General features: G+C 67.7%; 21 protein-coding genes. 14 read left to right on the top strand and 7 right to left on the bottom strand.

The window, feature by feature from the left end:
* Nucleotides 1-334: 334 nt before the first annotated feature.
* Complete coding sequence (locus JC881_RS10350; protein WP_198785619.1) at nt 335-877, bottom strand: hypothetical protein; 543 nt, start codon at nt 875-877, stop codon at nt 335-337.
* A gap of 110 nt (nt 878-987) precedes the next feature.
* On the opposite strand from JC881_RS10350, the gene JC881_RS10345 reads away from it, so the two are divergent.
* Entirely contained in the window at nt 988-1,968 is a 981-nt protein-coding gene (locus tag JC881_RS10345) for a LysR family transcriptional regulator (RefSeq protein ID WP_198785618.1), read from the top strand.
* A 15-nt stretch (nt 1,969-1,983) separates the two neighbouring features.
* On the opposite strand, the gene JC881_RS10340 is transcribed toward JC881_RS10345, so the two are convergent.
* Nucleotides 1,984-2,157 (bottom strand): hypothetical protein, encoded by a 174-nt coding sequence (locus tag JC881_RS10340; protein ID WP_198785617.1) that lies wholly within the window; start codon nt 2,155-2,157, stop codon nt 1,984-1,986.
* 126 nt (nt 2,158-2,283) lie between these two features.
* Here JC881_RS10340 and JC881_RS10335 point away from each other — a divergent pair, with 126 nt between their 5' ends.
* Entirely contained in the window at nt 2,284-3,090 is an 807-nt protein-coding gene (locus JC881_RS10335; protein ID WP_198785616.1) for a metallophosphoesterase, read from the top strand.
* Between the two features lie 215 nt (nt 3,091-3,305).
* Complete coding sequence (locus JC881_RS10330) at nt 3,306-4,676, top strand: amidase (RefSeq protein WP_443083339.1); 1,371 nt, start codon at nt 3,306-3,308, stop codon at nt 4,674-4,676.
* Between the two features lie 31 nt (nt 4,677-4,707).
* On the opposite strand, the gene JC881_RS10325 is transcribed toward JC881_RS10330, so the two are convergent.
* Both JC881_RS10325 and JC881_RS10320 read right to left on the bottom strand, forming a co-directional pair.
* On the bottom strand, nt 4,708-5,328 hold the full coding sequence (locus JC881_RS10325) for a TetR/AcrR family transcriptional regulator (RefSeq protein WP_198785614.1): 621 nt from the start codon (nt 5,326-5,328) through the stop codon (nt 4,708-4,710).
* An 88-nt stretch (nt 5,329-5,416) separates the two neighbouring features.
* Entirely contained in the window at nt 5,417-6,151 is a 735-nt protein-coding gene (locus JC881_RS10320) for a GntR family transcriptional regulator (protein WP_198785613.1), read from the bottom strand.
* Between the two features lie 283 nt (nt 6,152-6,434).
* Between JC881_RS10320 and JC881_RS10315 the strand changes: the two genes are divergently transcribed.
* Genes JC881_RS10315 through JC881_RS10280 form a run of 8 tightly spaced genes read left to right on the top strand, consistent with a single transcriptional unit; the run spans nt 6,435 to nt 14,139 of the window.
* Nucleotides 6,435-7,766, top strand: a complete 1,332-nt coding sequence (locus JC881_RS10315) for an aromatic ring-hydroxylating dioxygenase subunit alpha (protein WP_198785612.1) — start codon at nt 6,435-6,437, stop codon at nt 7,764-7,766.
* Nucleotides 7,767-7,777: 11 nt separating this feature from the next.
* Nucleotides 7,778-9,223: a glutamine synthetase family protein gene (locus JC881_RS10310; protein ID WP_198785611.1), complete on the top strand. Its 1,446-nt coding sequence runs from the start codon at nt 7,778-7,780 to the stop codon at nt 9,221-9,223.
* Between the two features lie 14 nt (nt 9,224-9,237).
* Nucleotides 9,238-9,561: a 2Fe-2S iron-sulfur cluster-binding protein gene (locus JC881_RS10305; protein ID WP_198785610.1), complete on the top strand. Its 324-nt coding sequence runs from the start codon at nt 9,238-9,240 to the stop codon at nt 9,559-9,561.
* 48 nt (nt 9,562-9,609) lie between these two features.
* Nucleotides 9,610-10,809 (top strand): ABC transporter substrate-binding protein, encoded by a 1,200-nt coding sequence (locus tag JC881_RS10300; RefSeq protein WP_198785609.1) that lies wholly within the window; start codon nt 9,610-9,612, stop codon nt 10,807-10,809.
* 37 nt (nt 10,810-10,846) lie between these two features.
* Entirely contained in the window at nt 10,847-11,707 is an 861-nt protein-coding gene (locus tag JC881_RS10295) for a branched-chain amino acid ABC transporter permease (RefSeq protein WP_198785608.1), read from the top strand.
* Nucleotides 11,704-12,666: a branched-chain amino acid ABC transporter permease gene (locus JC881_RS10290; RefSeq protein ID WP_198785607.1), complete on the top strand. Its 963-nt coding sequence runs from the start codon at nt 11,704-11,706 to the stop codon at nt 12,664-12,666. Before JC881_RS10295 ends, JC881_RS10290 begins: the two co-directional genes overlap by 4 nt.
* Nucleotides 12,663-13,424 carry an ABC transporter ATP-binding protein gene (locus tag JC881_RS10285; RefSeq protein WP_198785606.1) on the top strand — a complete coding sequence of 254 codons (762 nt, stop codon included), beginning with the start codon at nt 12,663-12,665 and terminating at the stop codon, nt 13,422-13,424. The genes JC881_RS10290 and JC881_RS10285 overlap by 4 nt, the downstream gene beginning before the upstream one ends.
* The gene (locus JC881_RS10280; protein ID WP_198785605.1) at nt 13,417-14,139 is read left to right on the top strand and encodes an ABC transporter ATP-binding protein; all 723 of its coding nucleotides are present in this window, start codon (nt 13,417-13,419) and stop codon (nt 14,137-14,139) included. Before JC881_RS10285 ends, JC881_RS10280 begins: the two co-directional genes overlap by 8 nt.
* 15 nt (nt 14,140-14,154) lie before the next feature.
* Here JC881_RS10280 and JC881_RS10275 read toward each other — a convergent pair whose 3' ends face one another.
* The 3 genes from JC881_RS10275 to JC881_RS10265 form a co-directional block, all read right to left on the bottom strand.
* The gene (locus JC881_RS10275; protein WP_198785604.1) at nt 14,155-14,520 is read right to left on the bottom strand and encodes a hypothetical protein; all 366 of its coding nucleotides are present in this window, start codon (nt 14,518-14,520) and stop codon (nt 14,155-14,157) included.
* Between the two features lie 98 nt (nt 14,521-14,618).
* Nucleotides 14,619-15,785 carry an ABC transporter substrate-binding protein gene (locus JC881_RS10270; protein WP_198785603.1) on the bottom strand — a complete coding sequence of 389 codons (1,167 nt, stop codon included), beginning with the start codon at nt 15,783-15,785 and terminating at the stop codon, nt 14,619-14,621.
* A gap of 96 nt (nt 15,786-15,881) precedes the next feature.
* A complete protein-coding gene (locus JC881_RS10265; RefSeq protein ID WP_198785602.1) occupies nt 15,882-17,459 on the bottom strand; it encodes a phospholipase D family protein in 1,578 nt (525 codons plus the stop codon).
* Between the two features lie 70 nt (nt 17,460-17,529).
* On the opposite strand from JC881_RS10265, the gene JC881_RS10260 reads away from it, so the two are divergent.
* From JC881_RS10260 to JC881_RS10250, 3 genes are all read left to right on the top strand, one after another.
* Entirely contained in the window at nt 17,530-18,759 is a 1,230-nt protein-coding gene (locus tag JC881_RS10260) for a nucleoside recognition domain-containing protein (RefSeq protein ID WP_198785601.1), read from the top strand.
* Nucleotides 18,760-18,879: 120 nt separating this feature from the next.
* Entirely contained in the window at nt 18,880-19,389 is a 510-nt protein-coding gene (locus JC881_RS10255; protein WP_198785600.1) for a flavin reductase family protein, read from the top strand.
* The gene (locus JC881_RS10250; RefSeq protein ID WP_198785599.1) at nt 19,389-19,895 is read left to right on the top strand and encodes a BON domain-containing protein; all 507 of its coding nucleotides are present in this window, start codon (nt 19,389-19,391) and stop codon (nt 19,893-19,895) included. Before JC881_RS10255 ends, JC881_RS10250 begins: the two co-directional genes overlap by 1 nt.

Raw genomic sequence — 19,895 nt, 5'->3', positions numbered from 1 at the left:
TATGCACTGTTTTTTGCAATCCAGTCAAACTTCGAAGAATCTTTTTTCGACCAACTCTTCAGTAACCACCCCTTTCAGGGCAACCACTGAATCGCTGCAAGAGCGTCATCAGCCGAGCCCACGAGTATACATCGACATTTCGGGTTTACGCTAGCTCCATGACACTTTGTTCATGAGCACCAGGAGTGCCTGCACATCCGCCTATCCAAGACAGCGGGGTCGCGCCGCTCTACTAATAGGAGATACAGAAGCGCGCCCTAGCTGAAGAGATTCGCCCAGGCATGAAAAAGCCGCCCGAAGGCGGCTCCATATCTCTAGTGAGCTTCAGCTCAGCTTAGTAATAGCGCGAGCTGTTCATGCGGCGCATTGCTTCATAGAGTGTCGGCATGCGTGCTTCCTGCGAACGGGTGCTCATGCGGGCCAGTGCGTCGATCTTGGCGACTGCAGCGGCAGGCACGGTGCCTTCCGATTGCTGGCGCCACACGGCGGCTTGCAGTTCCTGCATCACGCGCGGGTCGTTCTTGGCGGTTTCCATGAAGCGGGCGTCGGCGCGGGCTGCGGCGCGGCGTTCGGCAGCGGCTTGCCAGAGGCCGGCGATGCTGCTCTTGCGCACCGAACTGGCGAACAGCGCAAACAGGGCGATCGCTGCGAGGCAGAAGATGGTCCATGCGGCGAGCAGTGCGCCTTCGTTCCAGTTGGACACGAGCGTGTCGGCAACCACCAGCACCGCAGCCGCGATGGCAACGATGAACAGGGCGATCAGCGGACGGGCGCCTTCGGTGCCGGCGCGTGCGGCCTGGATCTGCTCGAAAAGAACTTCGGCGCGACGGACGCCGGGGTGGACAGTGGGTTGGTCAACGTGGACAAAGCTGGTCATGGTGCGATCCCTCCGGGGATGAATGGCAACGAGTGCCGATGCCGTGATATTAGGGGTTACCCTAATGCTTTGCCACTTTATCTTTCTGATGTTTATCATTCACAACGCTGATGGACGTCAACTTTCGCACGCTCGACCTCAACCTGCTTCGCGTCTTCGACGAGGTGATGGCGGAGCGCAACCTCACGCGCGCAGCCCGCAACCTCTCTATTACCCAGCCCGCCGTGAGCAACGCGCTGCGGCGCCTGCGTGAGGTGCTGGGGGACGAGCTGGTCCGCCGCGCCGGTGCCGGCGTCGAACCCACGCCGCGGGCCTTGGCGCTCTGGCCGACCGTACGCGACGCACTGCGCCAGCTGCAGCACACATTGGCGCCCGGCGAGTTCGATGCGGCGACCGCCGACACCACCTTCCTGCTGGCCATGGCCGACGCCACCGCGGCGGAACTGATCCCCGGCCTGGTGCAGATTGCCGAAAAGGAAGCCCCCGCCATTTCCCTGCGCGTGCTCCCGCTGACCACGCGCGACCCGCGCCGGATGCTGGAGAACGAAGAGGTCGACATGGCGATCGGCTACTTCCCGGCCGTGATCGCCAGCCTGGCGGCGCGGGGGCAATCGGGGGTGGGGGTGCCGTTCGAGACCCAGCGGCTCTACCTGGGCCAGTACGTGTGCGTGATGCGCCGCGGCCATCCGCTCGCGAACGCGCCGCTCACGCTGGACGACTACTGCGCCGCGCGGCACCTGCTGGTGAGTTTTTCGGGGCGGCCCTACGGCTTCATCGACCAGACGCTGGGCGCCATGGGGCGCGAGCGGCGCATCGTGGTGACGGTGAACCAGTTCTTCACGGCGGGCCGGGTGGTCGCAAATTCAGACCTTCTGACCGTGCTGCCGCGTCACTTCGTGACCGTGACGGGCATCGACGACCAGCTGGTGCTGCGCGACCTGCCCTTCGACCAGCCGCCGGTGCATGTGGATGCCATCTGGCACCGGCGCGCCCAACACGGGCATGCGCATGAGTGGCTGCGGGCCGCACTGTTGCGGTCGGCCGCGGCAGCCTTCGCGGGCTCGATCCTCGGGCAGAAGGTGCCCGACTGACCAAGCGGGCGTTGCTCAGCGAATGACGCTGAGCCAGGCGGATGCGGCTGCGCGCAGTTCCTGCGCGTGGTGCGCACCGCGGCCGGCGCGAACGTCGGCGCTTTCCATCAGCGCGGCGGCGTGGCTGGCCGGGGCGCTGTTGCTGGAGGAACGGAAGAAACGGGCCACTTGGGCGAGGAGGCTGAACATGGTGTTGCGCGGCTTGTGGCCGTGCTCTGAGTGGTTGATGTACCAAGATTAAGGGTTATCCCTAGGAAAACAAGCTTGACCTTATGCGCTTCATGCATGGGGCGATTCACCTAGACTGGCCCGACGATGAAGTTGCAACTGCTCTCCGACCTGCACCTGGAGTCCCACCCCCGCTTCCATGCCGAGCCGATCCCGGGGGCCGACCTGCTGATCCTGGCGGGCGACATCGGCTCCTACCAGGAAGGCTCCCGCCTCGAGGACACCGATTTCGGCCTCGGACGTTTCTCGCCCCGCAACGGCTGGCCGGTGCCGGTGGTCTACGTGCCGGGCAACCACGAATACGACAGCGCCGACTTCGACGAGACGCACGAGCGGTTGCGCGCCCAGTGCGCCGAGCTCGACATCCAGTGGCTGGAGCGCGAAACCCTCGTCATCGACGGCATCCGCTTCATCGGCACCACCCTCTGGGCCGATTTCGACGCGCTGGTCGAACCCACCGACGGCCTGGCCGAGGCGCTCAAGAAGCGCGGCAAGGCAATGCGCGCCGCCGATTTCTACCTGGAGAAGATGGCCACCCGGCGCCACGGTGAGCTCTTCCTGTCCGGCTCGCTGCGCGAGCAGGCGCTGGTGTGCCAGGCGTGGCTGCGTGATGCGCTGGCCGTGCCGTTCGACGGCACGACGGTCGCGATCACGCATTTCGCGCCGACCCTGGCGAGCGCCGATCCGCGCTACGGCCTGACGCCCGGCACCGCCGGCTTCTGCAATTCCCTCGACGAACTGCTGCCATCTGCCCAGCTCTGGCTGCACGGCCACCTGCACTGCGCCTTCGACTATGTGAAGGACGGTTGCCGCGTGGTGGCCAACCCGCTGGGCTACAAGCGCAACGGCGAGCAGGAGGGCTATCGCCCCGACCTGCTGATCGACGTGCGCTGACCCCCATCCTCCCCTTCCCCCGCCGTAACGGCCGGCTACGCGCCTGCCGCGGGCGCTGTGTAGACTGGCTCGAGTCCACCCCGGAGAGAGCCATGGCACAGCAACAACAACGTCGCACCTTTCTTCAACACTCGGCCGGCGCCGCGGCGGCGGTCGGCATGCTGTCGGTGCTGCCGAAAGCGCTGGCCCAGGCGCCCGAGGCTCCGGGCAAGGCCATGGGCCAGTTCTCGATGGCCGAGATGTCGCGCCGCCTCGCGGCCGGATCGCTCAGCAGCAGCCAGCTGGTCGAAGAAGCGCTGGCCGCCATCCAGAACCCCGCGGGCGAGGGCGCGCGCACCTTCATCCAGGTGCACGCCGCGTCGGCGCGCAGCACCGCGGCGCGCCTGGACGCCGAACGCAAGAGCGGCCGCGAGTCCGCCTCGCCGATTTCCGGCATCCCGATCTCACTCAAGGACCTGTTCGACGAAACCGGCGTCACCACGCTCGGCGGTTCGGTGGTGCTGCTCGGCCAGCCGCCCGCGCAGCGCGATGCGATCGTGGTCGAGCGGCTGCGGCGCGCCGGCGCGATCGTCATCGGGCGCACCAACACGGTCGAGTTCGCCTACACGGGCCTGGGCATCAACCCGAACTACGGCACGCCGAAGAACGTCTTCGACCGCGCGACCGGCCGCATCCCCGGCGGCTCGACCTCGGGCGGCGCCATCTCGGTGACCGACGGCATGGCGGCCGGCGCCATCGGCACCGACACCGGCGGGTCGCTGCGCATTCCCGCGGCGCTCAACGGGCTGGTGGGCTTCAAGCCCACGCAGCGCCGCATTCCGCTCGATGGCGTGATGCCGCTGTCGACCTCCTTCGACTCGGCCGGGCCGATGGCGTGGACGGTGGAAGACTGCGCCCTGCTCGACGCAGTGCTGGCCGGCGAACTGCCGCGCACGCCCAAGGTGGTCTCGCTGCGCGGCCTGCGCTTCGCGGTGCCCAAGACTTTCTTCCAGGACGACCTCTCGCCGCCCGTCGCCGCGGCCTTTGCGTCGGCGTTGTCCAGGCTCTCGGCCGCGGGCGCCACGGTGACCGAACTGCCCATGACCGAGTTCGCCAAGGCGCCGACCATCAACCCGCGCGGCATGATCACCGCCTCGGAGGCTTACGCCTGGCACCGCGAATTCATCAAGACGGGCGCCGCCAAATACGACCCACGCGTGCTCGCGCGCATCAAGACCGGCGAGACGATCACCGCGCCCGACTACCTGCAGCTGCAAGCGCTGCGCCGCCAGTTCATCCGCTCGATCAACGCCGCCGCTGCTGGCTACGACGCGATGCTGATGCCCACCACACCCGACATCGCCCCGCCGATCGCCGAGGTGCTCAAGGACGACGACACCTACTACCGCATCAACGGCCGCATGCTGCGCAACCCCTCGGTGGTGAACCTGTTCGACGGCTGTGCGCTCTCGGTGCCCTGCCACGACGCGGGCGCCGCGCCGGTCGGGCTGATGGTGGCCGGCATCGGCAACACCGACCACCGGCTGCTGGCGGTCGGCGCGGCGGTAGAAGCGGTGGTGACGCCGCGGCGCAGCCTGAACAGCTGAAGAAACGCGCTCGGCGCGTTCAGCAGGGTATTCAGCGCGAAGCCAAGCCGTCGAAACAGGTACCGAGCACGAGCTCGACGATCTGCGCGTCGCTCTGCAGGCCGCCCGCCTTGAGGAAACCGAGCACCGGATCGCAGGCGCGCGCGAACAGCGTGTAGAGCACCGCAATCGCCGGCAGCTTCGGGTTCAGCGTGCCATCGGCCTGCGCGGCCTGGATCCAGCCGCCGAGCTTGTCGCTGATCGCAACCAGCCGGTCGAGATAACCGCGGTTGTTCATCAGCGCGGCGCGCAAGGTGGAGTTCTGGTGCGGCAGCGAGGGCATTTCGCCGGCCAGCTGCGCCTCCATTGCCCAGCGCACCACCACGCGCAGCTTGTCGATGGGCTTCTCGTCGCCGGGCACCGACATCAGGAAGTCCTGCGTGCGCTGCATCAGGCGCACCATCGCGGCGGCGGCGAGGTCTTCCTTGCTGGGAAAGTGCTTGTAGAGGCTGGCCTTGGCGATGCCGACGGAGGCGGCCACCTCGTCGACCGTCATCGATTCGAAGCCCTTTTCGGCCAGCAGGCGGTTCGCCGTTTGCACGATGGCCTCTTCGCGGGCCTGCAGCATCTGTTCCTTGAACGAGGGCTTGGCGGGGGCGGTAGCGGTGGTCATGCGGAAATTCTAGTCTTGGCCGTCGCCGGCCAGACGGTGCGAGTGCCGAAATACCGGTCAGTCTTCTTTGCAGACCGGCCAGTTCCGCTCAGGCGTTGCGCCCTTTGGAAACCAGCTTGATGCCCGGCATCAATTCGGCCGCGAGTTCGGGCCGCTCCAGCGCGTAATCGAGGTTCATGCGCGCGATCTCCACGTGCTCCTCCCCCAGCGCCTGCGCGCGCGAACCCTGCCCGCGCTCGATGGCCTGCACCATCGCGTGGTGCGTGCGGTGCGCCTGGCGCATCCACTGCTGGCCCTCTTCCATCGACGACTGCATCGGCAGCATCGCGCTCGGCGCGGCGAAGGGCTGGCCGCCGAGCATGTCCATCACCCGCTTGAGCGCGAGGTTGCCGCAGCCCTCGACGATCAGCTTGTGGAAGCGGTCGTTCATCTCGACGTAGGCCGCGTAGTCGTCGATTTCCATGGTGGGCTTGTTGACCGCCCGGTCGCCGGCGTCCAGGCAGTCCTTCAGGTCGCGCAGCAGCTGGCGCGGCGCGCCGTCCTCGGCCAGCAGGCGCGCGGCGAAGCCTTCGATCACGCCGCGCACGCGGATGGCGTCGGCCACCTCCTGCGAGGTAAAGCGGCGCATCTGGTAGCCGCCGCTGGGCGATTGCTCGATGAGGCCTTCGTGCTCCAGGCTCGCGAGCGCCAGGCGCACCGGGGTGCGCGAGGCTTCGAGCTTTTCGGCGAGCGGGATCTCGGCCAGCCGCTCTCCGGGCACGAATTCGCCCTTGAGGATCATGTCGCGCAGTTGCACGAGCACGCGGGATTGTTGAGAGTCCATCGGGAGGCCGGGAGCGGGAATGAGCGGATTCTAGGAGACGAGGCCGCCATTGCACGCAGCATATTTGCCTTGGCTCGGTTGTTGCATGCACTTCTGCACAACATGTGTCAAAAACACACGCCACACTCAGAGTTAACCCTGATATTGGGCGCATAAAGCCCCGAAACAGGGCGAAATCGCAGATGAAAGTTTGACCCGCATCGAGGATCACCAAGACAATGCATACAGTTGCATGCAATGAATTGCAGCCTCTTTCCGAAGCACCCACGATGGAGCCCGCACGATGATCAGCGCCGAGCAAAATGATTTCATCACCCGCGTCGGACGCGACGCCCCCGCCGGCAAGCTGCTGCGCCGCTACTGGCAGCCGGTGGCCCTGGCCGACGAACTGGCGGGCCCGCGCCCGGTCAAGCCCGTGAAGCTCATGGGCCAGGACTTCGTCCTGTTCCGTGACGAGAGCGGCCAGCTGGGCATGCTCGACCGCGACTGCCCGCACCGTGGCGCCGACCTCGCCTTCGGCCGGCTGGAGAACGGCGGCATCCGCTGCGCCTTCCACGGCTGGCTGTTCGACGCCAAGGGCAATTGCCTGGAGACCCCCGCCGAGCCCGCCACCAGCAAGCTGTGCAGCCGCATCAAGCAGTCGGCCTATCCGGTGGTCGAGAAGGCCGGCGTGGTCTTCGCGTACATCGGCGAGGGCGAGCCGCCCGCGTTCCCCGATTTCGACTGCTTCGTCGCCCCCGACACCCACACCTTCGCGTTCAAGGGCCTGTTCGAATGCAACTGGCTGCAGGCGTTGGAGGTGGGCATCGACCCCGCGCACGCCTCGTACCTGCACCGCTTCTTCGAGGACGCGGACACCTCCGAGAGCTACGGCAAGCAGTTCCGCGGCGCCTCGGCCGACTCCGACATGCCGATCACCAAGGTGCTGCGCGAGTACGACCGGCCCGAGATCAGCGTGGAGCCCACCGACTACGGCTTTCGTCTGAAGGCACTGCGCAAGCTTTCCGAGGAAACGGCGCACGTGCGCGTGACCAACGTGGTGTTCCCGCAGGCCTTCGTGATCCCGATGAGCGCGGAGATGACCATCTCGCAGTGGCACGTGCCGGTGGACGACACGCACTGCTACTGGTTCGCGATCTTCACCAGCTTCACCGGCCCGGTCGACAAGGAGCAGATGCGCGACCAGCGCCTGAAGCTCTACGAGCTGCCCGACTACACCTCGCGCAAGAACAAGCGCAACAACTACGGCTACAGCATCGACGAGCAGCTCACTGAAACCTACACCGGCATGGGCGACGACATCAACGTGCACGACCAGTGGGCGGTGGAATCGCAGGGCGCCATCCAGGACCGCACGCGCGAGCACCTGGGCAGCACCGACAAGGGAATCATTGCCTACCGCCGCGTGCTGGTGAAAGCCATCGAGGCCACGCTGGCCGGCGAGACCGCACCCATGCTGATCGACGCTGCGCAAGCGCGCACGATGACCGGTCCGCCCTCCATCGACGGCATCGGCCACGTCGTCGACGAAGCGGCCACCGAGACCTATTGGCAGGAGGCCGACCGCGCGCGGCGCCTGAAGTCCGACTGGGCCTCCGCACGGCTCGCAGCCTGAGCGCACACGCGATGAACGCCAACACCTTCGTCGACCGCTTCGGTCTCTGGTCCGACGACCAGCATGCACAGGCGCGCGAGCTCGTGCGCCGCATCGACAGCGGCGAGGTCGATCTCGTGCGCTTCGCCTGGCCCGACCAGCACGGCATCCTGCGCGGCAAGACGCTGGTCGCCACCGAGGCGCGCTCGGCGCTGTGGGAGGGCGTGAACCTCACCTCCACGCTGCTGGCCAAGGACACCTCGCACAAGACCGTGTTCCCGGTCTTCACCACCAACGGCGGCTTCGCTATCGAGGGCCTGCAGGGCGGCGCGGACTTCACCATCGTGGCCGACCCCGCCACCTTCAAGGTGCTGCCCTGGGCCCCGCGCACCGGCTGGATCCTGTGCGACGCCTATATGGCCGACGGCAAGCCCTGCCCCTTCGCGACGCGGCAGATCCTGCAGCGCGCGGTGCGGCAGCTGGACGAGCTGGGGCTGGACTTCATCGCCGGCCTCGAGGTGGAGTTCCATGTCTTCAAGCTGGACGACGCGCGCATGGGCCTGGCCGATTCGGGCCAGCCCGGCGAGCCGCCGCGCGTGTCGCTGCTCTCGCACGGCCACCAGTACCTCACCGAGCTGCGCTACGACCGCGTCGACGGGCTGATGGAGTTGCTGCGCTCGAACCTCATCGCGCTGGGCCTGCCGCTGCGCTCGCTCGAAATCGAATTCGGCCCGAGCCAGTTCGAGCTGACCTTCGGCCCCACGGCCGGCACGATGCCCGCCGACACCATGGTGCTGCTGCGCAGCGCCATCAAGCAGATCTGCCAGCGCAACGGGCTGCACGCGACGTTCATGTGCCGGCCGAAGATTCCGAACGTGATGTCCAGCGGCTGGCACCTGCACCAGTCGCTGCGCCGCAAGAGCGATGGCGTCAACGCCTTCATGCCCGAGGCCGAAGGCCAGGACCTGAGCGAGATCGGCATGCATTACCTCGGCGGCCTGAAGGCGCACGCCTGCGGCGCGGCGGCGCTCGCGAGCCCCACGATCAACGGCTACCGGCGCTACCGCCCGTTCTCGCTCGCGCCCGACCGCGCGATCTGGGCGCGCGACAACCGCGGCGCGATGCTGCGCGTGCTCGGCGGCGTGGGCCAGAGCGCCTCGCGCATCGAGAACCGCGTGGGCGAGCCGACGGCCAATCCGTACCTGTACCTCGCGTCGCAGCTGTTCTCGGGGCTCGACGGCATACGCAATCGCATCGACCCCGGTCCCTCGGCCGATGCGCCTTATGAAACGCCGGCAGAGCACCTCCCGCGCTCGTTGAGCGACGCCCTCGCCTGCCTTCGCAAGGACGAAATGCTCAACACCCAGATGGGCAAGGTCTTCATCGACTACCTCTGCCACATCAAGGAAGCGGAAATCGCCCGCTTCAACCTCGAAGTCTCGGAGTGGGAACACCGCGAGTACTTCGACATGTTCTGAACTGTTCCCTCGACATGCCCACGATCCACTACATCCTCAAGGACGGCACCACGCGCGCGGTCGACGCCAAGGTCGGCGCCAGCGTCATGGAGACCGCCATCCGCGGCAACGTGCGCGGCATCGATGCCGAGTGCGGCGGCTGCTGCTCCTGCGCCACCTGCCACGTCTACGTGGACGACGCCTTCGCCGCCCTGCTGCCGCCGCCCGACGACATGGAGAGCGCGCTGCTCGAAGTCGTCGCGTCCCAGCGCCAGCCCACCTCGCGTCTGAGCTGCCAGCTCAACGTGACAGCAGCCCTCGATGGCCTGAGGGTGCGCATTCCAGAGACACAGGTCTGACGCACACTCGCCCGCTTTGAATCCATTCCACCTGAAAGGCGTTTTTCCATGACGACGATGACGAAGAGAACCGTTCTCTCGACCCTCCTGCTCGCCGGCTTCGGCATGCTGGGCACCGTGGCCGCGCACGCTGCCGACGAGCCGCTGCGCATCGGCCTCATTGCCACCTACTCCGGCCCCTACGCCGACTACGGCCGCCAGTTCGACGCGGGCATCGCGCTGTACCTGAAGGAGCACGGCGGCAAGGTGGGCGGGCGCACCGTCGAGATCGTCAAGAAAGACACCGCCGGCCCCGCGCCCGATGCCGCCAAGCGCATCGCGCAGGAGCTGATCGTGCGCGACAAGGTGAGCATCCTCACCGGCCTGGACTTCAGCCCCAACGCCTACGCCGTGGGCGCCATCGCCACGCAGGCCAAGATCCCGACCATCGTGATGAACGCGGCCTCCTCGGCCATCACCAACAGCTCACCCTACGTGGCGCGCCTGTCGTTCACCGTGCAGCAGGTCACCGACCCGATGGCGCGCTTCATGCTCAAGGAAGGCGTGAAGGACGCCTACACCGTGGTCGCCGACTACGCCTCGGGCGTGGATGCCGAAACCGCCTTCAAGAAGACCTTCACCGCCGGCGGCGGCAAGGTCTCGGGCGAGGTGCGCACGCCGATGAACAACCCCGACTTCTCGGCCTACGTGCAGCGCATCAAGGACGCCAAGCCCCAGGCCGTGTTCTTCTTCTTCCCCTCGGGCGTGATGCCGCCGGCGTTCCTGAAGGTCTGGAAGGAGCGCGGCATGGAGCAGGCCGGCATCAAGCTCTACGCCACGGGTGAAGCCACCGACGACAGCTACCTCGATGCCACCGGCGACGTGGCGCTGGGCCTGGTCACCAGCCACCACTACTCGTTCGCCCACAACTCCCCGAAGAACCAGAAGTTCGTGAAGGACTTCGCCGCCGACAACGGCACCAAGCTGCGCCCCAGCTACTTCGCCGTGACCGCCTACGACGCCATGGCCGCCATCGACCTCACGCTGCAAAAGACCAAGGGCGACGCGAGCGGCGACAAGTTCATGGACGCGCTGCGCGGCCTGCGCTTCGAGAGCCCGCGCGGCCCGATCGAGGTCGATCCGCTCACGCGCGACATCGTGCAGACCGTCTACATCCGCAAGACCGAGCGCGTGAACGGCCAGCTGGTGAACGTGGAGTTCGACAAGTTCGACCGCGTGAAGGACCCGGCCAAGGAAAGCTCCAACTAAGCACGCCCGCAAGGCAGCGCAGCAACACAGGAGGCCCATGGGCATCGTGATCTTCGACGGGGTGGCCTACGGCATGCTCCTGTTTCTCATCGGCGTGGGCCTGTCCATCACGATGGGGTTGATGAACTTCGTCAACCTCGCGCACGGCAGTTTCGCGATGGTGGGCGGCTATGCGGCGAGCCTGCTGATGAACCACTGGGGGCTGGGCTTCGGGCTCTCGCTCGCGGCCGCCTTCGTGTCCGCGGCGCTGGTGGGCGCGGTGCTGGAGTTCGTGTTCTACCGGCGGCTTTACCGCGCGCATCCGCTGGACCAGGTGCTGCTGTCGATCGGCGTGGTGTTCGTGTCGATCGCCGCGTTCACCTACTTCTTCGGGCCGACGATGCAGCCGTTCACGCTGCCTCCGGCGCTCGACGGACAGGTCGCCATCGGCGGGCTCGAAGTGGGCCGCTACCGGCTCTTCCTGATCGTTTGCGGCGTGGCCGTGCTGGCCGCGCTGCTGCTGGTGCTGGGCAAGACGCGCTACGGCGCGATGGTGCGCGCCGCGGTGGACAACCAGCGCGTGGCGAGCGGCACCGGCATCCACGTGCAGCGCCTTTTCTTTCTCACCTTCTCGCTGGGCTGCGGCCTCGCGGGCCTGGGCGGCGCGCTGAGCCTGGGCATGCTGGGGCTGGAGCCGTCGTTCCCGCTCAAGTACCTCGTCTACTTCCTGATGGTGGTGTGCGTGGGCGGTGCGGGCACCGTCACGGGGCCGTTCATCGCGGCGCTGCTGGTGGGCATCGTCGACGTGGCGGGCAAGTACTACTGGCCCGAGGCGGGCGCCTTTCTCATCTACGTCTTCATGATCGTCATGCTGCTCGCGCGGCCGAACGGCATCGTCGCGAAGAAGGGGCTCGCATGAAAGCCCTCACGGTTTCTCCGGCGCAGCTGCGCATCGCCGAAGTCGCCTTCTGGCTCGCGCTCGCGTCCAGCTTCTTCCTCTTGCCCGACAAGCTCACGCTGATGAGCCAGATCATGATCTTCGGGCTCTTTGCCGTGTCGCTCGACATGGCGCTCGGCTACGCGGGCATCCTCACCGTGGGCCATGCCGCCTTCTTCGGCGCGGGCGCGTATGCAGCGGGGCTGCTCGCGAAGTACGGCTGGAGCGAGCCCTTCACCGGCCTCGTGTTCGCGCTGGTCGTGAGCGGCCTGCTCGGCTATGTGCTCAGCTACCTCGTGGTGCGCGGCGCCGACCTCACGCGGCTCATGATCACTATCGGCGTGTGCGTCCTGCTGTACGAGCTGGCCAACCGGCTCTCGGGCATCACCGGCGGCACCGACGGGCTGCAGGGCGTGGTGATCGCGCCGGTGCTCGGCCTCTTCGACTTCGACCTCTACGGCAAGACCGCGTTCGGCTACGCCTTCGTCGTGGTGCTCGCGATGTTCCTCCTGGTGCGGCTGGTGCTGCGCTCGCCGTTCGGCTTGGCGCTGCGCGGCATCCACGACAGCCGCAAGCGCATGACGGCCATCGGCTCGCCGGTGGAGGCGCGCCTTCGCATGGCCTACGCCTTCTCGGCCGCGGTGGCCGGCGTGGCGGGCGCACTGCTCGCGCAGACCACGCAGTTCGTCGGAATCGAATCGATCGGCTTCAACCGCTCGGCCGAAGTGCTGATCATCCTGGTGCTCGGCGGCACCGGGCGCCTGTACGGCGGGATGATCGGCGCCATCGTCTACATGCTGGTGCACGACTGGTTCGCGGACATGAACCCGCAGTACTGGATGTTCTGGCTCGGCATCTTCCTGATCGCGGCGGTGATGCTCGGGCGCGGCGGAATCATGGGCGCGCTCTCGCGCTTCGTGCGGACGGGGAAGGCGCGATGACATCCACCCACACCCTGCGCACGCAAAACCTCGGCATCCGCTTCGGCGCCTTCCAGGCGGTGAGCGAAGTGAATCTCTCGCTCGAGCCCGGCGCGCGGCAGGCGCTGATCGGCCCCAACGGCGCGGGCAAGACCACGCTCATCAACCTGCTCACCGGCGTGTTCAAGCCCACGAGCGGCTCGATCCACATGGGCGATCGCGACATCACGCGCCTGGCGGGCGACAAGCGCGCGCGCATGGGTCTCGCGCGCACCTTCCAGATCAACACGCTGTTCCCGAGCCTTACGCCGCTGCTGTCGGTGGTGCTCGCGATCAGCGAGCGCGAAGGGCTGGGCGCCACCTGGTGGCGGCCGCTCAAGGGCTGCACGGCGGTGTTCGACGAGGCGCATGCGCTGCTCGGCACGCTGAAGCTCGACAGCCTGGCCGATGTGCCTGTCTCCGAGCTCGCCTATGGCAAGCAGCGGCTGCTGGAGATCGCGCTCGCGCTCGCGGCCAAGCCCCGCATCCTCCTGCTCGACGAACCCGCGGCCGGCGTGCCCGAGGACGAAAGCGGCGAGCTCTTCGAGGCCATCGCGGCGCTGCCCGACGACATCAGCGTGCTCTTCATCGAGCACGACATGAAGCTCGTGTTCCGGTTCTCGCGCCGCATCTCGGTGCTGGTGGGCGGGCGCATCCTCACCGAGGGCACGCCTGCGGAAATCGGCGCCGACCCGCGTGTGCGCGAGGTCTATCTGGGGAGTTCGCATCACCATGCCTGAAATGCTCGCTTTCGACCACGTCACCGCCGGCTACGGCAATGCCGTGGTGCTCGACCGCCTCGGCTTCTCGCTGCAGCAGGGCGAGAGCCTCGCGATCCTCGGGCGCAATGGCGTGGGCAAGACCACGCTGCTCGAAACGCTGATGGGCAACACGCGCGTGATGCAGGGCGCCATTCGCTGGCAGGGCACGGACATCACGCGCTGGCCCTCGCACCAGCGCGTGCGCGCGGGCCTGGGCTGGGTGCCGCAGGAGCGCGAGGTGTTCCCCTCGCTCACCGTGGAAGAAAACCTCACGGTGATCGCGCGGCTGGGTGGCTGGAACTTGAAGCGCGTCTACGACTTCTTTCCGCGCCTGCGCGAGCGCCGCGGCAACTACGGCAACCAGCTCTCGGGCGGCGAGCAGCAGATGCTGGCCATCGGCCGCGCGCTGATGACCAATCCCAAGCTGCTGCTGCTCGACGAGCCGATGGAGGGGCTCGCGCCGATCATCGTGGAGGAGCTGTCCGCAGCGATCCGTCGGCTCTGCGAATCGGAAGGGCTGGCGTCGATCGTGGTCGAGCAGCACCCGGTGCTCGCGCTGGAGATGACGCACCAGGCCATCGTGCTGGAGCGCGGCACCGTGGTGCACGCCGGCCCGAGCGCGGGGCTCGCGGCCGACAAGGGGTTGCTCGAAGGGCTTCTGGGCGTGGGAATCGCCGAGGACGTGGCGGGCTGACCGGCGGGCCCGGCGTCAGGCCAGGGCTTCCTGCTTCAACCGCTTCGCGCAGACCGTGAACCGCCATGCGGCCAGGCACGCGGCCACGAAGCTCAAGGCCCACGAGATGCACAGGTACGCGTACATGAGGAAGGCCAGCCCGATCTGCAACACGGACTTCCAGAACGAGGTGCCCTCGCCCACGATGTAGAACTCCGCGAGCGCGTGGACGCCCCACCATACGGCCAGCGGCAGCGCCGCCACGCACAGGCCGTAGACGAGGCTGGCAGTCACCGGGCCCACGCGCCCCTGAGCGACGGCGCGATGGCCGACCTGATAGAGAACGACGCTCAGCACCACGGGGGCGGCCAAGCCGAAGGAAATGCAGAAGTCGAGGACCATGCCGGCACTGTAAGTGCGCGCCTCCCGAAGACGATCCGGCGTCTGCCTGAGTACCGATGGACGCTACCGCGAGCCACGGCTCGCGGTACGAACCCAGGTCAGCTCAGCATCTGCCCGCGGCTGCCGATCACGGCCACGTCCACGAAATGCCCGCCTTCGCGGTTCGTGCGGCCGTAGTTGATCTTCAGCCCGCCCAGGTCGAAGTTCTCGATGCTGGCCAGGCCCGCCATCACCGAGGCGCGCGTGGGCGAGCCGCCTGCGCGGCGCAGGCCCTCGGCGAGCACGGCGGCGTTGATGTAGCCCTCCAGGCTCGTGAGCGAGAAATCCTTGGTGCCGTTGGCCACCATGTCGGCCTGGTAGCGGCGCACGATCTCGAACTTGGTCGAGTACGGAGAGGGCACCACGATCACGAAGCCGAGGCCACGCGCGAGATCGCCCATGGCGGCCAGCGCGCTGGCCGTGATCGACAGGCCGTAGGCCGAGCTGTTGCCGCCGGCATCGCGCAGCGCCTTCATGAAGACCGGCGCCGTGCCGGCCAGGCCGATGATCACGACCTGCGGCTTGGCCTTGGCGATGGCTTCGGCCGCGGGGCCCACTTCCATGCTGGTGGTGTTGGGCGTGGTCGCGATGACGGCCGGCTCCAGCTTCGCCTTCGCGAGCGAGGCCTTGAACGCCGCCAGCACCGACTGGCCCAGCGGATCGTTCGAATGCACCAGGCCGATGCGGCTCTGGCCCAGCACGGCCGCCGTGCTCACGAGCTTGTCGACCTCCTGGTCGTAGTTCACGCGCACCCAGAAGGTGTTGGGCGAGGTCTTCTTGCGCAGCGAGATGGTGCCGGTGATCGGGCCCACGACGGCCATGCCGGGCACCGCGTCCATCACCTCGGAGGTCTGGCGCGTGCCCAGCGGGTGCAGCAGCGCGAGCACCGAGCTGTCCTTCTCGAAAGCCAGCGCGTTGGCCTTGGCCACCTCGGGCTTGAAGGTGTCGTCGGCCATGACCAGCTCGACCTTGGTGCCATTAAGGCCGCCCGACTTGTTCAGCGCATTGAAGAACGCGCTCGAACCCTGGAAGAGCCCCTGCCCGTTGGCCTTCTCGACGCTGCTGTTGTCGAAGGTGGTCCCGATGCGGATCGGCTTGCCCTGCGCGAAGGCCGGCATGCCCAGACCCGTTGCGGCGGTAGCGGCGGTGGCGGCCAGCCCGGTCAGCACACGGCGACGGCTGGTGGTGGGCGGCGCGGCAAACACGCGCTGCTCGGGAACGGTCATGGTCGGGGTCTCCAGAATTCGGTGACAAAAGTTCACACTTCAACAAGAAATGTAACGCACGTCACCGTGCCGGAGATGACAGCTGCGGTTGCGCCTCTAGAGCAGTTCCTCGCCCACGATGGGCAGCAGCAGCCAGTTCTTGAGGCGCAGCCAGAGGAATTCGCCGGGCTCGTCTTCGTGGACGATGTCGCCGCCCGCATCGTCGTATTCGAGCCACTGCACGCGCCGGCCGTCGGGGCCCAGGCGCAGCCGGTAGCCCAGGTTGATGCGCTGGCCGTTCATGAGCTTGTTGTAGTCGCCCACGAGTTCGGGGCTGTCGATCACCAGGCCCATCTCGGTGTTGACTGCGGCCGAGCGGTGGTCCAGGTTCATCGAGCCGACGAAGAAGCGCTCGTCGTCGACCACCGCCAGCTTGGCGTGCAGCCGGCTGATCGACTTGCCGAAATCCCCGAACTGGCCCGAGCGCCCGGTGAGCATGGGCGCGATCTCGTAGATGGTGACGCCGATCTTGAGCATGTCGGCGCGGTAGCGCTCGTAGCCCGCGTAGGCCAGCGGCTCGTCGGTGGCGCCCAGCGAATTGGTGATCACGGTGATGCGCCCGCCGCTGTCGATCGCCTTCTTCATCATCGCCATGCCGCGCGTGCCCGGAATGAAATACGGCGAGCCGATCTTGACCTCGCGGCGGGCCGAGTTGATGACGCTCAGCGCGCCCTCGGTCACGCTGCCTACATAGGCCTCCTCGGCCGTGCGCGTGATCTTCTCGGGGTCGTCCACGAACAGCGTGCCCGGCGCCCAGTAGCGATCAATCTTGCCGGTGATCAGCTGCTCGCCGACGGGCGACTTGTTCAGCACGTCGCGCGGGCGGATCGGCACATCGGGCACGGCCGTGCGCACGATTTCGTCGAAGCGCCGCTGCCCGGCCTCGGGCGTCGTGCGCAGCGGCGCGATGCGCTCGATGGGCCAGGCGTGCGAGCTGTTCCAGTAGCGGTCGAACCCCTCGGACATCTGCCGCACGATCGGCCCGCAGGAGATCACGTCCATGTCGATGAAGTTCGCGGCCGTGCTGCGCATGAAGTACTCGTTGCCGATGTTGCGTCCGCCCGAGACCGCGAAGCTGTTGTCCGCGATCAGCAGCTTGTTGTGCATGCGGTGGTTGATGCGGCCGAAATCGGTCAGGGAAAACAGGAGCCGCGTGGCCAGCGAGTCGGCCCGCGACGGCAGCGGGTTGAAGAGCCGCACCTCCACGTTCGGGAAGGCCGAGAACGAACTGAACACCTCGTCCTCGCCGGCTGTGTAGAGGTCGTCCACCAGGAGGCGCACCCGCACGCCGCGCGCGGCAGCTTCCCGCAGCTCCTTCAGGAACAAGAGGCCCACGTCGTCCTTCTGGATCAGGTAGTACTGCACGTCGAGCGATTTCTCGGCGTGGCGCGCGAGCGAGATGCGCGCATCGAAGGCGAAGGCCGCCTCCGGCAGCAGCCGGAAACCCGAGAGCGCGCTGGAATCGCCCGGCACGCCCTTGGCCGCGAGCTGCGCGAGTTCGGTCTGCGCCACGTCGGTGAAGGCCATGACCGGCGCCCGCGGCTGCGGTGGCGGCAGGCTGACGCAACCGGTCAGCCAGGCGGCCGCAAGCGCCCCCAGGAGGGCCGTGAAACCGCGGACGATGAAAGCGCGCATGGGCCGAACTGTAGCGCGCGGCGCGCATGCGCGGCGCCCTATGATCGTGCCGACAAAAGGAAAAAAAAGCGTGCTCAACGGCTTGTGGCTGGGTTTCTTCGGGATGGCGGCGGTCGCGGCGCTCGTGCGGTGGCTCGTCGGCGGCGATCCGACGGTGTTCGCGGCGCTGGTCGAAAGCCTGTTCGCGATGGCGCGGCTCGCGGTCGAGGTGATGGTGCTGCTGTTCGGCACGCTCACGCTGTGGCTCGGGTTCCTGCGCATCGCCGAGGCGGCGGGGCTGGTCGGCGGGCTCGCGCGGCTCCTCGGGCCGCTGTTCAGCCGGCTCATGCCCGGCGTGCCCGCGGGGCATCCGGCGCTCGGGCTCATCACGATGAATTTCGCGGCCAACGCGCTGGGCCTGGACAACGCCGCCACGCCCATCGGCCTGAAGGCCATGCGCGAACTGCAGCGCCTGAACCCCGACCCGGTCACCGCCACCAACGCGCAGATTCTTTTCCTTGTACTCAATGCCTCGTCGCTGACGCTGCTGCCCGTCACCATCTTCATGTACCGCGCGCAACAGGGCGCGCCCGATCCGACGATGGTGTTCCTGCCGATCCTCCTGGCCACCAGCGCATCGACGCTGGTCGGCCTGCTCACGGTGGCCGTCGCGCAGCGCCTGCGGCTGTGGGACCCGGTGGTGCTGGCCTACCTGATCCCGGGCGCGCTGGTGCTGGGCGGCTTCATGGCGCTGCTGGGCACGCTGTCGGCGGCGGCCATCGCCTCGCTCTCGTCGCTCATGGGCAACCTCGCGCTCTTCAGCGTGATCATCGTGTTCCTGGCGGCCGGTGCGATACGGCGCATCAAGGTCTACGAGTGCTTCATCGAAGGCGCCAAGGAAGGCTTCGACATCGCGAAGAACCTGCTGCCCTACCTCGTCGCGATGCTGTGCGCGGTCGGCGTGCTGCGGGCCTCGGGCGCGCTCGACCTCATCTTGGGCGGCCTGCGCTGGCTGGTGACCGCGGGCGGCTGGGATTCGCGCTTCGTCGACGCCATGCCCACCGCGCTGGTCAAGCCCTTCTCGGGCAGCGCGGCGCGCGCGATGCTGATCGAGACCATGAAGAGCCAGGGCGTGGACAGCTTCCCCGCATTGGTGGCCGCCACCATCCAGGGCAGCACCGAAACCACCTTCTACGTGCTGGCCGTGTACTTCGGCGCGGTCGGCATCCAGCGCGCGCGGCACGCGGTGTCGTGCGCGCTGCTGGCCGAGCTGGCGGGCGTGATCGCGGCGATCGCGGTCTGCTACTGGTTCTTCGGCTAGGCGCGGCGGTCCGCGGGCGTCCATACCCGCATCGCAAGGGCGTCGATGGGCCGGCCACGCAGCCCGCCGGTCGCCGTTGGGCCAAAATGGTCTTCTGCCGACCACCGCCCAGCCTCCTTCGTGACCACTCCCCGCCGGGCCAAGCCGCCCACCTTTTCGCCCGACGAGTTCCGGGAAGCGCTCGGCATGTTCGCCACGGGCGTGACCATCGTCACCGCGTGCGCGGCCGACGGCACGCTGGTCGGCCTCACGGCCAATTCCTTCAATTCGGTGTCGCTCACGCCGCCGCTGGTGCTCTGGAGCCTGGCCCGCGCGGCGGGCTCGATGCCCGCGCTCAGCACCGGCTCGCACTACGCGGTCAACATCCTGGCCGCGAGCCAGAAGCCGCTGGCCGAGCGCTTCGCCACCAAGAACATCGACCGCTGGGCCGACGTCGAATTCACCCGGGGCATCGGCGGCGCGCCGGTGCTGGTCGGCGCCGCGGCGAGCTTCGAGTGCTTCAACCGCAGCCGCTACGACGAGGGCGACCATGTGATCTTCGTCGGCGAGGTCGAGCGCTGCACCCACAACGCGGGCGCCTCGCCGCTCCTGTTCCACGGCGGGCGTTTCTACACGGAACACCCCTTGTGATGCGCGCCGCTGCGCTCGTGCCCGTGCTGCTGATGGCCGCGCAGACCGCGATGGCGCAGCAGACACATGACGCAGCGGGCGCGCCCAAGCAGAACTGGTTCGACGACCCGTTCTTCCAGGTGTCCTCGGGCCTTCCGGCCTGCGCCGCACCCGAGGGCCCTTTCTATACCGCCGAGGAGCGGCGCACCCAGACCCACTCGCGCCTGGAGCGCGGCACCAGCTGCTGGCTCGCCGGCAAGTGCACCGACAGCAACGCCTACCGCTACGACAAGCCCCTCGCGCCCAAGGTGCGCGCCGCGCTGCTGGCCGTGCCGGGCGTGCGCAGCGGCAGCGTGTGGGTGATGATCCAGCGCCGCTGGGTCTACCTGCAGGGCTGCGTGCCGACGCCCGCATTGGCCCGGCGGCTCGAGCGCGCCGCGCGCGCGGTGCCCGATGTGGAGACCGTGGTGCCCGACCTGATGACCGGCACCCGCGGCAAGCCGCCCTATCCGGTGGCCGGCCGCTGA

It is taken from the genome of Variovorax sp. IB41, from assembly GCF_016405905.1.
Taxonomy (GTDB): Bacteria; Pseudomonadota; Gammaproteobacteria; order Burkholderiales; family Burkholderiaceae_C; genus Variovorax.
The sequence above is the reverse complement of the archived record's forward strand: the minus strand, read 5'-3'. Positions and strand labels throughout refer to the sequence as shown.

Coding starts and splice junctions, on each gene's coding strand:
- JC881_RS10350 (WP_198785619.1), bottom strand. CDS start 877: ATGACCAGCTTTGTCCACGTTGACCAACCCACTGTCCACCCCGGCGTC.
- JC881_RS10345 (WP_198785618.1), top strand. CDS start 988: ATGGACGTCAACTTTCGCACGCTCGACCTCAACCTGCTTCGCGTCTTC.
- JC881_RS10340 (WP_198785617.1), bottom strand. CDS start 2,157: ATGTTCAGCCTCCTCGCCCAAGTGGCCCGTTTCTTCCGTTCCTCCAGC.
- JC881_RS10335 (WP_198785616.1), top strand. CDS start 2,284: ATGAAGTTGCAACTGCTCTCCGACCTGCACCTGGAGTCCCACCCCCGC.
- JC881_RS10330 (WP_443083339.1), top strand. CDS start 3,306: ATGGGCCAGTTCTCGATGGCCGAGATGTCGCGCCGCCTCGCGGCCGGA.
- JC881_RS10325 (WP_198785614.1), bottom strand. CDS start 5,328: ATGACCACCGCTACCGCCCCCGCCAAGCCCTCGTTCAAGGAACAGATG.
- JC881_RS10320 (WP_198785613.1), bottom strand. CDS start 6,151: ATGGACTCTCAACAATCCCGCGTGCTCGTGCAACTGCGCGACATGATC.
- JC881_RS10315 (WP_198785612.1), top strand. CDS start 6,435: ATGATCAGCGCCGAGCAAAATGATTTCATCACCCGCGTCGGACGCGAC.
- JC881_RS10310 (WP_198785611.1), top strand. CDS start 7,778: ATGAACGCCAACACCTTCGTCGACCGCTTCGGTCTCTGGTCCGACGAC.
- JC881_RS10305 (WP_198785610.1), top strand. CDS start 9,238: ATGCCCACGATCCACTACATCCTCAAGGACGGCACCACGCGCGCGGTC.
- JC881_RS10300 (WP_198785609.1), top strand. CDS start 9,610: ATGACGACGATGACGAAGAGAACCGTTCTCTCGACCCTCCTGCTCGCC.
- JC881_RS10295 (WP_198785608.1), top strand. CDS start 10,847: ATGGGCATCGTGATCTTCGACGGGGTGGCCTACGGCATGCTCCTGTTT.
- JC881_RS10290 (WP_198785607.1), top strand. CDS start 11,704: ATGAAAGCCCTCACGGTTTCTCCGGCGCAGCTGCGCATCGCCGAAGTC.
- JC881_RS10285 (WP_198785606.1), top strand. CDS start 12,663: ATGACATCCACCCACACCCTGCGCACGCAAAACCTCGGCATCCGCTTC.
- JC881_RS10280 (WP_198785605.1), top strand. CDS start 13,417: ATGCCTGAAATGCTCGCTTTCGACCACGTCACCGCCGGCTACGGCAAT.
- JC881_RS10275 (WP_198785604.1), bottom strand. CDS start 14,520: ATGGTCCTCGACTTCTGCATTTCCTTCGGCTTGGCCGCCCCCGTGGTG.
- JC881_RS10270 (WP_198785603.1), bottom strand. CDS start 15,785: ATGACCGTTCCCGAGCAGCGCGTGTTTGCCGCGCCGCCCACCACCAGC.
- JC881_RS10265 (WP_198785602.1), bottom strand. CDS start 17,459: ATGCGCGCTTTCATCGTCCGCGGTTTCACGGCCCTCCTGGGGGCGCTT.
- JC881_RS10250 (WP_198785599.1), top strand. CDS start 19,389: ATGCGCGCCGCTGCGCTCGTGCCCGTGCTGCTGATGGCCGCGCAGACC.